Origin of the sequence: Pleomorphomonas sp. JP5 (genome assembly GCF_023721815.1) — a bacterium.
Lineage (GTDB): Bacteria > Pseudomonadota > Alphaproteobacteria > Rhizobiales > Pleomorphomonadaceae > Pleomorphomonas.
Window position 1 is genome coordinate 559,242 of sequence record NZ_JAMDLI010000008.1, and the last position, 14,318, is coordinate 573,559.

Below are 14,318 nucleotides of genomic sequence, written 5' to 3' on the forward strand. Positions count from 1 at the left end.
GAAGCAGCCTATCTGATCAGCACGCCGTGACGTTGACGGCGAGACCGCCAAGCGAGGTTTCCTTGTATTTCGACTGCATGTCGAGCCCGGTCTGGCGCATGGTCTCAAGGGCCGCGTCGAGGCTCACGACATGACGGCCGTCGCCGGCCAACGCCAATGACGCAGCATTGATCGCCTTGATGGCGCCGAAGGCGTTGCGCTCGATGCAGGGGATCTGCACGAGGCCACCGACCGGATCGCAGGTCATGCCGAGATGATGCTCGATGGCGATTTCGGCAGCATTCTCCACCTGGGCCGGACTGCCTCCGAGCGCGGCACACAAGCCGGCGGCCGCCATGGCCGCCGCCGAGCCCACTTCCCCCTGACAGCCGACTTCGGCGCCGGAAATTGAGGCGTTGCGCTTGATGAGACCGCCAATGGCAGCAGCGGTCAGAAGAAAGCGGCGAAGACCATCCCGCTCACCGCCGCAGAAATCCCGGTAGTAGCGCAGCACGGCCGGCACCACGCCGGCGGCGCCGTTGGTAGGCGCCGTGACCACGCGGCCGCCGGCTGCGTTCTCTTCGTTGACCGCAATGGCAAAGCAGGAGACGTAGTCCATCACCACCATCGGCGAACGGTCGTTGCCCGCCTCGCGCGCCTGAATGCGCTCGTGGAGCTGCCGCGCCCGTCGGCGTACGCCAAGCCCACCGGCCAACTCGCCGTCGCGCGAGAGACCGCGATCGATGCAGGCGAACATGGCGTCGGCAATGCGATCGACGGCCACGAGGCAGTCCTCATCGGGCTTTCGGGCAAGTTCGTTGTCGAACGCGATGTCTGCGATCGAACGCCCCGTGGCCGCGGAGAGGGCAAGCAGTTCGGCGGCGGTGCCGTAGCGCCATGGCAACGTGGTTGCGCCACCGCCTCCCTCCGTCTCCCCCTCGCAAACCACGAAGCCACCACCAACCGAATACCAGACCTCCGACAGAATTTCGGCGCCGGAAGCATCGTGGGCGGCAAAGCGCATCGCATTTGGATGGCGTTCGAAGGTGGCGACGCAATCGAAGACGATGTCGCGATCGAGATCGAAGCCGATCCTCCGGCCATCCGGCAAGATGAGCTCGCGCATGGATGCGATATCGACCAGCTTCTTGTCGGCGAGGTCGGGATCGATATCGTCGGGCCGGAAGCCGGCTAGACCGAGGACCAGCGCCTTGTCGGTGGCGTGCCCCTTTCCGGTCCAGGCAAGCGAACCGAAGGCGGTCGCCGTGATACGGGCCACGTCTGGGAGACGGGTTTCGAGATGCCGCATGAAGGCAAGGGCGGCGCGCATCGGCCCGACCGTGTGCGAAGATGACGGGCCGATGCCGATCTTGAACAACTCGTCGAAGGCGGCCGGCGGACGATCATCGGCGGCAGCCGGCAGAATGTCGGATGGCGAGAGCAAGGCCCGGCTGTCTCCTCCCTAGGGCGCCTTGTCGCGCCCGTGAAATCCACGCCATATGGAGTGGTTTGCGGCCAACTGGCAAGAGCAACGAGAAGGAAGCGACATGAGCGCGGAAAAAAGTGCCACGGCACCGGTGATCGCCTGGTTTCGCGACGATTTGCGACTTGCCGACAATCCGGCGCTTGACGCGGCAAAGACGTCGGGCCGGCCGGTGCTCTGCCTGTTCGTACTCGAAGAAGGCACCGAGCGGCGTCCGCTCGGTGGCGCCAGCCGTTGGTGGCTCGACAAAAGCCTTGCCTCCCTCGACGGCGACCTCAAGCGTCTTGGTGGCCGATTGGTGCTGAGGCGCGGCGATCCACGTCTCATCCTGCCGGAGATCGCAGCAAAGACGGGCGCCACCGGCCTGTACTTCAACCGCCGATACGACCGCGAGGGAAGCGGCATTGACGAGGCGGTGGCCGGAGAGTTGCGCCGGCAAGGCGTCGCCGTATCCAGCCATGCCGCCTGGTTGCTGTTCGAACCGGGCACGATCAGGACGAAGACTGGCGGAGCCTACCGCGTCTTCACGCCATTCTGGAAAGCGTATCGGCCGCATCTCTCCCCTCGCCCCGTGCTCCATCGCCCGCCCGACGCCTTGTCCTTCTTCAGTGGCGCGGTCGCTTCCGATCCCCTTGCATCCCTCGGTCTGCATCCAACCCGTCCCGATTGGTCGGGCGGACTCGCCGCCAGCTGGACGCCGGGCGAAGCCGGCGCCAGGGCCCGGCTTGTCGCCTTTCTGGACAGCGACCTTTCACGCTATGCCGCCGAGCGCGACTTTCCGGCCGCCGGGGCTTCGTCTCGTCTGTCGCCGCATTTGCGTTTCGGCGAGATAGCCGTGGCGCGCGTCGTTCATGAGGTCATGAGAGCACAGGCCGCCGGCTCCGTGCCCGACGAGGCGGCGGAGAAGTTCCTTGCCGAGATCGGCTGGCGGGAGTTCGCCTGGCACCTGCTGGCTGATTTTCCAGACCTTGCAGCGCGCAACTATCAGGTGGGATTCGAAGGGTTCCCCTGGCAAGACAACGCCGCCGCCCTGAACGCCTGGACCATGGGCCAGACAGGTTACCCGATCGTCGACGCAGGCATGCGCGAACTCTGGCAAACCGGCTTCATGCACAACCGCGTTCGCATGATCGCCGCATCGCTCCTCGTCAAGCATCTACTCGTGTACTGGCAGAAGGGCGAAGAGTGGTTCTGGGACACGCTGGTCGATGCCGACGTCGCTTCCAATCCGTTCGGCTGGCAGTGGGTGGCGGGCACCGGCGCCGATGCCGCGCCCTATTTCCGCGTCTTCAATCCGATAGCCCAAGGCGAGAGATTCGATCCCGATGGCGCGTACGTCCGCCGCTTCGTGCCTGAGATCGCAGACCTCCCAGACAAGCTTCTCCATCGTCCATGGGAAGCGCCACCGCTGCTTCGCCCCAACGCCACCCTTTATCCCCCGCCGATCATCGATCACGACGAAGGAAGGAAGCGTGCCCTCGCCGCTTTCGCGGAGCGCTTCTAGTTCCTTGGGGGATCGGGTGCATTTCGTAAGGCGGAGCGCGCGACAAAGCGGTTGGGCTAGGCTATAGACGATGCTCATGTCGATGATCACCACCACTTCCGCGCTCGCCGAGGCCTGCGCACACCTCGCCCGCTTCGACTTCGTCACCGTCGATACCGAGTTTCTCCGGGAAAGCACCTTCTGGCCCAAGCTGTGTGTCGTGCAGCTCGCCAGCCCCGAACAGGTGTTCGTGGTCGACGCGCTGGCGCCCGGCCTCGATCTCGCGCCCTTCTTCGAGCTGATGCGCAACGAGACGGTGCTGAAGGTGTTCCATGCCGCCCGGCAGGACATCGAAATCGTCTGGCATCTCGGCGGCTTCCTGCCGGTACCGTTGTTCGACACGCAGGTGGCTGCGATGGTCTGCGGCTTCGGCGATTCCATTTCCTACGACCAGTTGGTGGCGCGAGTGACCGGCGTCGTGCTCGACAAGTCGAACCGCTTCACGGACTGGTCGCGTCGCCCGCTGAGCCAGAGCCAGATCGACTATGCCGAGGCCGACGTCACCCATCTCCGGGATGTCTACCGTCACCTGAAGGACAGCCTCGCCAAGGCCGGCCGCACCGATTGGGTGTCCGAGGAAATGCGGGTGCTGACCTCCGTGGATACCTATCGCACGGATCCCGATGAAGCCTGGCAGCGGCTCAAGATGCGCGTCAAAAAGCCGCGCGAACTGATCATCCTGAAGGAAGTCGCCGCCTGGCGGGAGCGCGAAGCCCAGGGCCGCGACGTCCCGCGCTCGCGCGTCATCAAGGACGACTGCATCTACGAGGTCGCCACGCAGGCGCCGACCACCCCCGAGGCGCTCGGTCAGCTGCGCACCATTCCCAAGGGCTGGGAGCGCTCTCGCTCCGGCGAGGAAATCCTCGCCGCGGTGCGCCGCGCCCTTGAAACGCCCAAGGAAGAGTGGCCCAAGCTGCCACGGCACCGCCAGCTCCCCGAGGGAACGGGCGCCGCCGTCGACCTGATGAAGGTGCTTCTGAAGCTGGTGTCGGAAGCCGAAGGCGTTGCCGCCAAGGTGATCGCCACCACCGACGATCTCGAGGATATCGCCGTCTCCGACGAGGCCGATGTGCCGGCCATGCGTGGCTGGCGGAGGGAGATGTTCGGCGAACAGGCCCTCAAGCTGAAGCGCGGACATCTCGCCATCACCTTCGACGGCAAGAGAATCATCGCCATCGAGCGGTGAAGCCTACGCATCTCCGGTCGAAGGTATCCAGAGATACCCCGACCAGAGATGCTATCCTTATCCCGCGACGCGGATCACGCCGTCCTTGAGGCCGGCGACCTTGGCGAGCTGGACAACCCGTTTGAGCACACGGTCGCCGGAGAGGTCGCCGAGATCGGTCGGCAAATCAAGAATCAGCCGGTCTCCCTCGGTGGACAACTTGGTGCGTGGCAACACATCAGGCATCGAAGCGCTGACCAGATAGGCGACCCGCAGCACGGCGCCCAGCGTCCGCGCGCGCTCCTTGAGGCGGGTGGACGCCAGTTCGCGGATACGCGGCGAAACGGCGTCGTCCACCAGGCCAACGTGCCGGTAGAAGACCGCAAGCGCCAGATAGGCGCGCCCCGGATGATCGATACCGACAAAGGCGGCATTGGAGAGAATGCCTAGGCTTTGCTCGCCGCGATAATCGGGATGGGCGCGCCAACCGATGTCCGAGACAAGACAGGCCGCGGCACGAAGGCGCTTCTCGTCCTCGTTCTCCTCGATGCCGAGCAGCGCAAAGGCGGACTCGGACCAGGAGACGAGCTCCTTTGCATGGCGAGGCGACCGGGAGCGAACCCAGTTGAGTTCCGAAGCCGCTTCGATAAGCGGGTCCTTGACACGTTCCTCGTCCGAGAGACGCTCGTAGAGATACCCCTCACGGACGCCCAGAGCGGAAATCACCACATGCGACGGACGGATCGCGCGGATCACCTGTTCGAGCACAAGGGCGCCATAGGGTAGCAAGCCACGGCGAGAGCGCGAGACCACATCGATCTGATCGATGCTGTCGGGATCGCGACGAGCGACGACCCGGGCAAACTCCAGCGCTTCTTCGGCCCGGATCGAGTAATCGTGCATCACATGCAGCGGATAGCCGGTTTCGTACATGTGCAACAGTGCGAGCGACCGCCAGGTGCCGCCCACGGCATAGAAGGGGAGCCCGGTGCAGGGCATCTGCACAATGGCCGGCTCCAACGCATCGGCAACGATTTTCTCGGCCTTGCGAATGGACCCCTCGGAGGCTTCCATCAGGCGAATGCCTCCGAGAGGATAGGTGCGACCTGTGCCGACCCCACCATTCTCGATGCGGATGAGCTCCAGGCTGCCACCGCCGAGGTCGCCGACGATGCCCTCCGGATGATTCATGCCCGACATGACGCCGAGCGCCGATAGACGCGCCTCGTCGGCGCCGGACAGCAAGTGAACCTCGACGCCGCAGATTCGTTCCACAGCTGCCAGGAACTCCGGACCGTTGGCGGCATCGCGGGCGGCGGCCGTGGCGAGGATGTAGGTTTCAACCGAGCCGCTCTGCTCGGCCAGAAGCTTGAACCGGCGGATGGCGGCAAGCGCCTGATCCACCGACTGGTCGTTCATTCGACCGGTCGCGGCAAGCCCCTTGCCGAGACCCGCCAGCACCTTTTCATTGAACAACATGGTCGGCGCCCGCGAGAGGCGCTCATAGACGACGAGGCGAACGGAGTTGGAGCCGATGTCGATGACAGACACTGGGCCATAGCCGGGCAAGCGCCCGGGGGCTTCACACCGGCAGGTGCTTTTCGTTCCGTCCGGCAATAGACTTGGGTGCGTCTTTTTCAAGCGAGTGTCCACGTCCCGATAGAGATGGATGGGTCATGAAGTAGCGGTGCGCGTTGAAAGGCTCCTCGCCTGCCATCGGCACAATGCGTTCGTGGCCACCGTCAGGCAACAGGCGCCAGCTCTGCTGGTTGTCGCGGAGATTGGCCACCATGATCTGGTCGACGGCTTGGGCGTGCACGGTCTCCGTGGTTAGGGGCACCAGCACCTCGACACGGCGGTCGAGATTGCGCGGCATCATGTCGGCAGAACCGATGTAAACCGTGGCGCGCGAGTTGGGCAATGGCTGACCGTTGCCGAAGCAGAAAATACGACTGTGCTCGAGGAAACGTCCGACGATCGACTTGACGCGAATATTGTCGGAGAACCCTGGAATCTGCGGTCTCAGGCAACAAATGCCACGCACCACCAAGTCGATCGATACGCCGGCCTGGCTCGCCTCGTAGAGAGCGTCGATGATGTCGGCATCGACCAGCGAGTTCATCTTCATCCAGATTTGGCTGGGGCGACCGGCCTTCGCGTGCTCGATCTCCCGGCCGATGCAGTCGATGATGGTCTTTCTCAGCGTCAGCGGGCTCATGGCCAGCGCGTTGAGCGACTGAGGCTCGGCGTAGCCCGTAATGAAGTTGAAGATGCGCGCCACGTCCTGAGCGATGGTCTTGTTGGCCGTGAAATAGCTGAGGTCGGTGTAGATCTTCGCGGTAATCGGATGGTAGTTGCCCGTGCCGAGGTGGCAGTAGGATGTAAGCTGCTGCCCCTCGCGGCGCACCACGAGCGACATCTTGGCGTGCGTCTTCAGCTCGAAGAAGCCGAACACCACCTGAACGCCCGCGCGCTCGAGGTCGCGCGCCCAGCGGATGTTGGCTTCCTCGTCGAAGCGCGCCTTCAGCTCGACCAGCGCCGTCACCGACTTTCCGGCATCGGCCGCCTCGATCAGCGCACGAACGATAGGGCTGTCGTTGGACGTTCGATAGAGCGTCTGCTTGATGGCGACCACTTCGGGATCGGCCGCCGCCTGCCGCAGGAACTGCACCACCACGTCGAAGGACTCGTAGGGGTGATGGACGATCAGGTCCTTCTGGCGAATGGCCGCGAAGGCATCGCCAGCGTGTTCGCGGATGCGCTCGGGATAACGAGGCGCGTAAGGCTCGAACTTGAGATCGGGACGATCGAGGCTGACGAGCTGGCTGAGATCGTTGAGGGCGAGCAACTCGTCGAGGAGCTGAACCTCATCCGGCATGCAGCCGACCGCTTCGGTGACCAGTTGGCGCAACGCAACCGGTGTCGAGCGCTCGAACTCCGCTCGAATGACGAGCCCCTTGCGCCGACGCTTCAGCGCACTCTCGAACAGACGAACCAGATCCTCGGCTTCTTCTTCCACTTCAAGATCGCTGTCGCGCAGGATGCGGAAACTGCCCTGCCCGCGCACCGTGTAGCCGGGGAACAGGCGACCGATGAACATCGTCACGACCTGTTCGAGCAGGATGAAACGCGTCACGCCCGGATAGGCGCTGTCATCGGGCAGGCGGACGAAGCGGTCGATCTTGGCCGCCATGCGGATGAGCGCCACCATGCTCTCATTGCCGCGCACCCTGACAAGATCGAGGACGATCGAAAAGCCGAGGTTCGGAATGAAAGGGAATGGATGGGCGGGATCGACCGCAAGCGGCGTCAGAACCGGAAATACGGAGGACAGGAAGTAGTCTTCGAGCCAGACCTCGTCACCGCTCTTCAGCTTGCCCGGTTCGACGAGGAGGATGCCGGCCTTCTCGATCTCGGTGCGCAGATCGCGCCAGCGGGCCTGCTGGGCGTCGGCAAGATGGGCGGCGGCTTCGGAAATCACCGCCATCTGCTCGGACGGCGTCAGACCGTCGTCGGACCGGGTGGTGACGCGCTCGCGCACCTGCCCCTTGATGCCGGCAAAGCGCACCATGAAGAATTCGTCGAGATTGCTGGCCGATATCGACAGAAAGCGCAGCCGCTCCAGGAGCGGATGGCTGGGGTTCTCCGACTCCTCCAAAACGCGCCGATTGAATCCCAACCAGGAGATCTCGCGATTCACGAACCGCTCGGGCGATTCCATGGTCAGAGCCGGGACAGCCCCGGCCTCGGCCTCTATCGTCTCGCTCACGGCAGTTTCCGTCTCGCTCATCTCCACGACCTCACGCTCGCGGGGCTTTGCCCCGGCTCCAGGCGGAACCGACCGGCAACTGTCAGTCTAGCCCACGGTCCAGATCCATGCACCAGCAATGTGACAGTTTGTCTACGGCTTCCTGCGGTCGCAATGACGCTTTCGTGACGCACTTCGAGTTCAAGCCTCGCCCTCCGGCGCCAGCACTTCGGCGGCAATCGCCCGGGTGATGCGACGACCGCGCGCCAGCGACTCGCGATCGAGGGCATCGACCAGCGCGCAGGCAGCGGCGCATGATCGCTCCATGCGCAACAGAATGTAGTCGAGCACGCCCGCGTCGATGGCGAGCTGGCGATCCGCGAGAAGCTTCACGATCACCTTCTCGAGAAGCGCGTCATCGGGTGGGCCGAGGAATGCCGGTTGGGCGGCGCGCAGGCGCGAAAGAAGGTCAGGCAGCGTCACACCCCAGACCGATGGCACGGCATGCGCGGTGATCAGGACGGACGCACCGCGCCCACGGGCCGCATTGAGCAGGTGGAACAACGCATTCTCGTCGAGGGCGGGATCGTCGGCGTCTTCCACCGCGACGGCGCCGGTGCTGACGAGCGCCGTGGGATCGGCCGATGCCAGATCGGCGGCGTCGACAACCGCGGCGCGACTTTTGGTCGCCCAGATGTTGACAAGGTGCGTCTTGCCCGAGCCGTTCGGACCAATCAGCAGCACCACCGAGGCTGGCCAATCGGGCCATGCATCGATGAAGGCGGTCGCCTCGCGGTTGCCCTCGCCTTCCACGAAGTCCTCGCGGCTCATCGCGGCCTGATGCGGCATGGCGAGCGGCAACTGGCGCGGTTTCATGCGACTCATGGGGCGACGTCCTTGGCTGGATTGGCGGCCTCGCCGTTCGCGGCGTCGGATGGGCTGCCCTGATCGAGACTGTAGAAGGAGCTTTCTCGATACTTGGAAAAGGCGAAGCGAACCAGCACGGCCACCGAGGCGGCGGCCGGCACCGCAATCAGCAACCCCACGAAGCCGAACAGCGTGCCAAAGGCAAACAGGGCGAACATCAGCCAGACCGGATGCAGCCCGACCGACGAGCCGATCAGCTTGGGCTGGAGAATGTTGCCCTCGATGAACTGGCCGATTCCGAAGATGCCGGCAATGACGGCGATCCACGTCCAGTCGGGCCAGAACTGATAGAGAGCAACGCCGATGGCGAGACCGCCGCCGACGATCGAACCCAAATAGGGAATGAAGCTGATGAGGCCGGCCACAAGGCCGATCAGCAGGCCAAAGGACAGACCGGCCAGAGACAGAGAAACGGCATAGAAGAGGCCAAGCAGAGCCGATACCGACACCTGTCCCCTCACAAAACCGGCCACACCGGCGTTCATCTCCCGCGCCAGGGCCCGGATGGTATCGCGGTGATGGCGCGGCAAGTTATCATCGACGGTCGCCACCATTCGATCCCAGTCGAGCAGCATGTAAAAGGCGACGACCGGCGTGACGACGAGGAGCGAGACGACGGAGATCAACGTCTGACCGCCATTCCAGACCGACGACAGCAGCGTCGTCATGATGGAGGAACCGTTGCTGAACAGCGCGCCGAGCGAGCCGCGGATGTCGGTCGCCGAAATGCGCAAGGCCCTGAACAGGCGCGTGCCCGCCTCGTGACTCAGCCAGCGCTGCGCGGCGTCGAGATAGGCCGGCATGTTGGCGATCAAGCCCTGAAGCTGGCTCCCCAACACCGGCACGATGATCATCAGAGCCAAAAGCGCCAGCAGCACGAAAAGGACGAGGATCAGCGCTGTGGCCAGCGTTCGCGACAGGCCAAGCCGCTCCAGACGGTCAGCGACCGGGTCGAGCAGATAGGCCAATGCCATGCCGGCGACGAAGGGCAGCAGGATGGAGGAGAAGACATAGAGCAGCAAGCCGAAGACCAGCGCCGCTCCCGTCCAGAAGAATATCGTGTTCCCAAGCTTCACGCGCCGCCCTCACCTTGCATGAATGCAAGCCAGCCCCTGACGTAGGCGGCGGCAGAGACGAGGGTCAAGGCCGCGACCATCCAGCCCATGATATCCACAAGCCACTCCAACCGCCATGCCAGGCCGAGGCCGCCGAGCAACAGGATGACATAGAGAATCTGCGCCGCCGTGTTGGCCTTGGAAATGAGGAGCGGCACGATCGGTACTGGCTTCGACGCCAGCCAGGACAGGATGACGCCGCCGACGATCAGCACGTCACGACTCACGACCAGCACCGTCAGCCACATGGGCGCATGGCCGATCGCCGCCAGTACCACGAAAATGGAGACGAGCAGAGCCTTGTCGGCGACGGGATCGAGCAGACGACCAAGTTCGCTCGCCTGGCCGGGGACGTGGCGGGCAATTGCTCCATCGACGCCATCGGAAATGCCCGCAGCCACGAACATGGCGAAAGCCCAACCGAAATCCCCGTCGAGCAGCAGCAGGATCACGACGGGAACGGCAATGAGACGAGCCAGCGTAATGAGATTGGGTATGGTCAAGAGCGTTCCCGGCGAAAGGTCGCGTTCGTTTCAGTCCCAAACCGGCCGTGCCGAACCGGTGGAGGCTTTGGTCATTTGATCATCGTCGTCAGTCTTTCCAAGACCGACCTCCGGCCAAGCCTGCGATTTTCGCGTCACTCGAGGCAGGAAAGGCTCAGTTTGGACTTGTTATTTGCCGTCGTTTCGGCTTCTTGCCGAATATCCAAACCAGCGGAGGCTCGAGACTCCATGAACGGCAAGAACGGGCTCACCTATCGCGACGCCGGTGTCGACATCGACGCCGGAAATGCCCTCGTCGACCGCATCAAGCCACTGGTCAAGGCAACCCGGCGGATCGGCGCCGATGCCGACATCGGCGGCTTCGGCGGCCTGTTCGATCTCGCGGCCTGCAAGTTCCGCGATCCGGTTCTGGTGGCGGCCAACGACGGCGTCGGCACCAAGCTCGCCGTGGCCATCGAGGCGGGCATCCACGGCTTCGTCGGCATCGATCTGGTGGCCATGAGCGTCAACGATCTGGTGGTCCAGGGCGCCGAGCCGTTGTTCTTCCTAGATTACTTTGCAACTGGCCGCCTTTCCGTCGATACCGCCACCGAAGTGGTGGCCGGCATTGCCGAGGGCTGCAAGATGGCGGGCTGCGCCTTGATCGGCGGCGAAACGGCGGAAATGCCGGGCATGTACAAGGACGGCGACTACGACCTCGCCGGCTTTGCCGTCGGCGCCGTCGAGCGCGGCAGCATTCTACCCCGCGACACAGTACGCGCCGGGGACGTCATTCTGGGCATAGGCTCGTCGGGCGTTCATTCCAACGGCTTCTCGTTGGTCCGCAAGATCGTCGAGCGGTCTGGACTTTCCTATGCCGACCCATCGCCGTTCTCGGACGGCGAAACCCTGGGTTCGGCGCTGACGGTGCCGACCCGCATCTATGTGAAGTCAGTACTTGCCGCCCAGAAGGAAACGGGCGCCATCAAGGCTCTCGCGCACATCACGGGCGGTGGTTTCGTGGACAATATTCCGCGCGTACTGCCGCCCGGCCTGTCGGCCCGCATCGATCTCTCGGCGGTCGAAATGCCGAAGGTGTTCGGCTGGCTGGCAAGGGTCGGCGGCCTCGATCAGGCAGAACTGGTGCGCACCTTCAACTGCGGCATCGGCATGATCGCCGTCGTCGCGCCCGAAGATGCCGGCCGGGTGACGGCCGCTCTTTCGGCAGCCGGCGAGACCGTGATCCATTTCGGCGAGATGATCGCCGACCCCGAGGGCCCCCGCACTCTGTTCGAGGGTGCGCTGGAACTTTGAAGGGCGAGTAGGGATTGCGTGATGGACAAGCTCAAGGTTGGCATTCTGATTTCAGGGCGCGGATCCAACATGGCGGCGTTGGTGGAGGCGGCCGGCGATCCGGCCTTCCCCGCCGAAATCCGTTGCGTTCTCTCCAACCGTCCCGATGCCAAAGGGCTTGAGTTTGCACGGGAACGAGGGATCCCGGCCATATTGGTCGACCACAAGGCGCATGCCACCAAGGCCGAGTTCGAGGCGGCCGTGACGGAAGCGCTGCTTGCCCACGAGGTGGACTTCGTCTGCCTCGCCGGCTTCATGCGCATCGTTTCGCCCGCGTTCATCGAGCGCTGGCACAACCGCCTGATCAATATCCACCCATCGCTCCTCCCCTCCTACAAGGGGCTCCACACCCACGAGCGGGCGCTGGCCGATGGCGTCAAGCTGACCGGCTGCACGGTGCATTTCGTCAGGGCTGAAATGGATGTCGGGCCGATCGTCGCACAAGCAGCCGTGCCGGTGATCTCCGGCGACACGCCCGACAGTCTGGCCGCTCGTCTGCTGACGGCAGAGCATCGCCTCTATCCGCTTGCTTTGCGCCTGATCGCCGAGGGCAAGGCGAAGGTCAACGGCGAGACCGTGGACATAGCGCCGGACGCCGTCGATGAGACGGCACGCTTTTTCTCCGCGAGATAATCGTCAGAACAAGCTGCCTTGCGCCGGCGGTTCGTCCTCGGGATCGGTGGTCGGCTTTGCCTGGGTCGGCTTTACATCGACTGTCAGCGGCTCGGCGAGCGGCGCGATCAGAGCTTCGTCGTCATTGCCCACGCTATTGGCCCGCTCGCTGACCGGGATCGCCTCCAGAAGGTCGTCGGCGGCCGGCCTCATCAGGTGGGCGACATCCCGAGGGCGACGATTGCCGCAGTCGAGCCACTCATCCCAATCCCTGGGGTCCAGGATGACCGGCATGCGATCGTGCAGCATGGCCATCAATCCGTTGGCCGACGTGGTGAGAATGGCGCCGGTGTCGATCTCGCTTCCCCCCGACCCCAGCCAGGTCTCTGTGATGCCGGCAAAAGCCATCGTCGAGCCGTCACGTGGGCGGATGTAGTAGGGCATCTTGGCCGCCCCCATCCGCCTCCACTCGTAGAATCCGGAGGCAGGAACCAGGCAACGGCGATGGCGCATCGCCGTGCGAAACGACGGTTTGTCGGCGGCTGTCTCGGAGCGGGCGTTGAACAGGAGCGACTGGGTCTTGGCCTCTTTCGTCCATGCGGGAATGAGACCCCACCGGACCAGACGCGCATGTCTGATTCCATCCAGGCCGGCATCAATGATGGCGATCGGCTGAGTCGGCGCAATATTGTAGCGGTTGCTCATGTCGAGAACGCGCTCGTCGTACCCGATGGGGAGACTGTAGCCGAACAGGTTCTGCATCGCCCTCAACGACTCGATGAGCACAAATCGGCCGCACATGCACTGACTCCAGAAACCAAGAAATTGCCGAAGAGAACTTTATCGGCTGTGGTGCGCTCGAAACAGACGCAGGCGTAAGGTATTTGGCAACCTTGACCGCTGTATGTTTCTGAAAGTGAAACTCTCTGCTTGGGGGAAAAATTGGGAGGCACGGCAGGCACCGAAGAACTGGTGAGACCGGAGACCGATTTTTCTCCGGACCGCCTCGTTGCTGCCAACATCCACCCCGACACATGGCTCGCCACCGATTATCTGAACCATTTCAATGAGGTGGTGATGTTGATCGACATGTTGCCCATGATGCCGGACTGTGCGCCGGACGTTGTCGCCTGGCAGCCTTGCTCCTACGTCGACCACTTCCGCCAATCGCATTTCAAGGAACGCGACCTCGCGATCGCCGCCTACGAGGCTGCCGATCCCGAGCGCCGGCGGGCTTTTGACGATACCGTCGCCAGAATCGATGCCACCATGGCGGACCTCCAGCGCATGATCCTCGACGCACCGATGGACGCGCTGCCGATTGAAACGCTGAGCGATCTCTCGGAAATGCGCATCAAGCCGTTGCTTGCCCACGCCATGGGACTCATCAACGGCGCACCTGTGGCGGCCATGGTCACCGAGGACACCGGCGACGCCCAGTCGGCCGTCGACGCGCTTTTCGGCTGACGACGTGCCCTCTCGCCCCATCACCCGTCAACCGCGCGTCGGCGTCAGCGTTGGTGTCTGGCGTGGCGGCGACGTTTTGCTGGTGGAGCGTTCCGGCGATCCGTCTGGTGGCCTCTGGAGTTTTCCCGGCGGCCATCTCGAGTGGGGCGAGAGCCTGGAAGACGCCGCCCGCCGCGAGGTGTTCGAGGAGACAGGCCTCAGGGTGAAGCTCGCTGGCGTTCCGCTTGTTCACCAAGTGATTCTGACGGGCGGTGACGGTGACACGTTCCGCCACTACGTTCTGATCGTCTTCGCCGCGACGGCGGCCGCCAACGCCGACCCCGTGGCAGCCTCCGACGCGCTTGCCGCCCGATTCGTCCCGCCCGACCAACTCGGCGGACTGAGCTTGACCCCAAAGCTCGCCGAGTTCATCGAACGGACAAGAGCGCTCGCCGAAAGCTGACA

The 14,318-nt window shown here is 63.9% G+C and carries 13 protein-coding genes; 6 read left to right on the forward strand and 7 right to left on the reverse strand.

Translation table 11 applies throughout. The annotated features are described in order from the left end of the window. Nucleotides 1-16 precede the first annotated feature (16 nt). Nucleotides 17-1,402, reverse strand: coding sequence for an L-serine ammonia-lyase (locus M4J40_RS13920; protein ID WP_405030761.1), 1,386 nt, complete (start codon nt 1,400-1,402; stop codon nt 17-19). Nucleotides 1,403-1,526: 124 nt separating this feature from the next. On the opposite strand from M4J40_RS13920, the gene M4J40_RS13925 reads away from it, so the two are divergent. Both M4J40_RS13925 and rnd read left to right on the forward strand, forming a co-directional pair. Further along, a complete protein-coding gene (locus M4J40_RS13925; RefSeq protein WP_251754737.1) occupies nt 1,527-2,966 on the forward strand; it encodes a deoxyribodipyrimidine photo-lyase in 1,440 nt (479 codons plus the stop codon). A gap of 76 nt (nt 2,967-3,042) precedes the next feature. Next, complete coding sequence (rnd, locus tag M4J40_RS13930) at nt 3,043-4,191, forward strand: ribonuclease D (RefSeq protein ID WP_251754738.1); 1,149 nt, start codon at nt 3,043-3,045, stop codon at nt 4,189-4,191. Between the two features lie 57 nt (nt 4,192-4,248). On the opposite strand, the gene M4J40_RS13935 is transcribed toward rnd, so the two are convergent. From M4J40_RS13935 to M4J40_RS13955, 5 genes are all read right to left on the reverse strand, one after another. Then, a complete protein-coding gene (locus M4J40_RS13935; RefSeq protein ID WP_251754739.1) occupies nt 4,249-5,721 on the reverse strand; it encodes a Ppx/GppA family phosphatase in 1,473 nt (490 codons plus the stop codon). A 31-nt stretch (nt 5,722-5,752) separates the two neighbouring features. Next, nucleotides 5,753-7,960 (reverse strand): RNA degradosome polyphosphate kinase, encoded by a 2,208-nt coding sequence (locus M4J40_RS13940; RefSeq protein ID WP_405030753.1) that lies wholly within the window; start codon nt 7,958-7,960, stop codon nt 5,753-5,755. 159 nt (nt 7,961-8,119) lie between these two features. Continuing rightward, nucleotides 8,120-8,803 carry an HdaA/DnaA family protein gene (locus tag M4J40_RS13945; RefSeq protein ID WP_251754740.1) on the reverse strand — a complete coding sequence of 228 codons (684 nt, stop codon included), beginning with the start codon at nt 8,801-8,803 and terminating at the stop codon, nt 8,120-8,122. After that, entirely contained in the window at nt 8,800-9,921 is a 1,122-nt protein-coding gene (locus M4J40_RS13950) for an AI-2E family transporter (RefSeq protein WP_251754741.1), read from the reverse strand. Before M4J40_RS13950 ends, M4J40_RS13945 begins: the two co-directional genes overlap by 4 nt. Beyond that, entirely contained in the window at nt 9,918-10,463 is a 546-nt protein-coding gene (locus M4J40_RS13955) for a CDP-alcohol phosphatidyltransferase family protein (RefSeq protein WP_251754742.1), read from the reverse strand. Before M4J40_RS13955 ends, M4J40_RS13950 begins: the two co-directional genes overlap by 4 nt. Nucleotides 10,464-10,691: 228 nt before the next feature. Between M4J40_RS13955 and purM the strand changes: the two genes are divergently transcribed. Continuing rightward, nucleotides 10,692-11,756: a phosphoribosylformylglycinamidine cyclo-ligase gene (gene purM / locus M4J40_RS13960; protein ID WP_251754743.1), complete on the forward strand. Its 1,065-nt coding sequence runs from the start codon at nt 10,692-10,694 to the stop codon at nt 11,754-11,756. A gap of 21 nt (nt 11,757-11,777) precedes the next feature. After that, nucleotides 11,778-12,428, forward strand: a complete 651-nt coding sequence (gene purN, locus M4J40_RS13965; protein WP_251754744.1) for a phosphoribosylglycinamide formyltransferase — start codon at nt 11,778-11,780, stop codon at nt 12,426-12,428. Between the two features lie 3 nt (nt 12,429-12,431). Here purN and M4J40_RS13970 read toward each other — a convergent pair whose 3' ends face one another. Then, nucleotides 12,432-13,208 carry an SOS response-associated peptidase gene (locus M4J40_RS13970; protein WP_251754745.1) on the reverse strand — a complete coding sequence of 259 codons (777 nt, stop codon included), beginning with the start codon at nt 13,206-13,208 and terminating at the stop codon, nt 12,432-12,434. 171 nt (nt 13,209-13,379) lie between these two features. On the opposite strand from M4J40_RS13970, the gene M4J40_RS13975 reads away from it, so the two are divergent. Beyond that, nucleotides 13,380-13,874 carry a hypothetical protein gene (locus tag M4J40_RS13975; RefSeq protein WP_251754746.1) on the forward strand — a complete coding sequence of 165 codons (495 nt, stop codon included), beginning with the start codon at nt 13,380-13,382 and terminating at the stop codon, nt 13,872-13,874. 4 nt (nt 13,875-13,878) lie between these two features. After that, nucleotides 13,879-14,316: an NUDIX hydrolase gene (locus tag M4J40_RS13980; RefSeq protein WP_251754747.1), complete on the forward strand. Its 438-nt coding sequence runs from the start codon at nt 13,879-13,881 to the stop codon at nt 14,314-14,316. Nucleotides 14,317-14,318: the final 2 nt, after the last annotated feature.

Coding starts and splice junctions, on each gene's coding strand:
- M4J40_RS13925 (WP_251754737.1), top strand. CDS start 1,527: ATGAGCGCGGAAAAAAGTGCCACGGCACCGGTGATCGCCTGGTTTCGC.
- rnd (WP_251754738.1), top strand. CDS start 3,043: ATGTCGATGATCACCACCACTTCCGCGCTCGCCGAGGCCTGCGCACAC.
- M4J40_RS13940 (WP_405030753.1), bottom strand. CDS start 7,960: ATGAGCGAGACGGAAACTGCCGTGAGCGAGACGATAGAGGCCGAGGCC.
- M4J40_RS13945 (WP_251754740.1), bottom strand. CDS start 8,803: ATGAGTCGCATGAAACCGCGCCAGTTGCCGCTCGCCATGCCGCATCAG.
- purM (WP_251754743.1), top strand. CDS start 10,692: ATGAACGGCAAGAACGGGCTCACCTATCGCGACGCCGGTGTCGACATC.
- purN (WP_251754744.1), top strand. CDS start 11,778: ATGGACAAGCTCAAGGTTGGCATTCTGATTTCAGGGCGCGGATCCAAC.
- M4J40_RS13970 (WP_251754745.1), bottom strand. CDS start 13,208: ATGTGCGGCCGATTTGTGCTCATCGAGTCGTTGAGGGCGATGCAGAAC.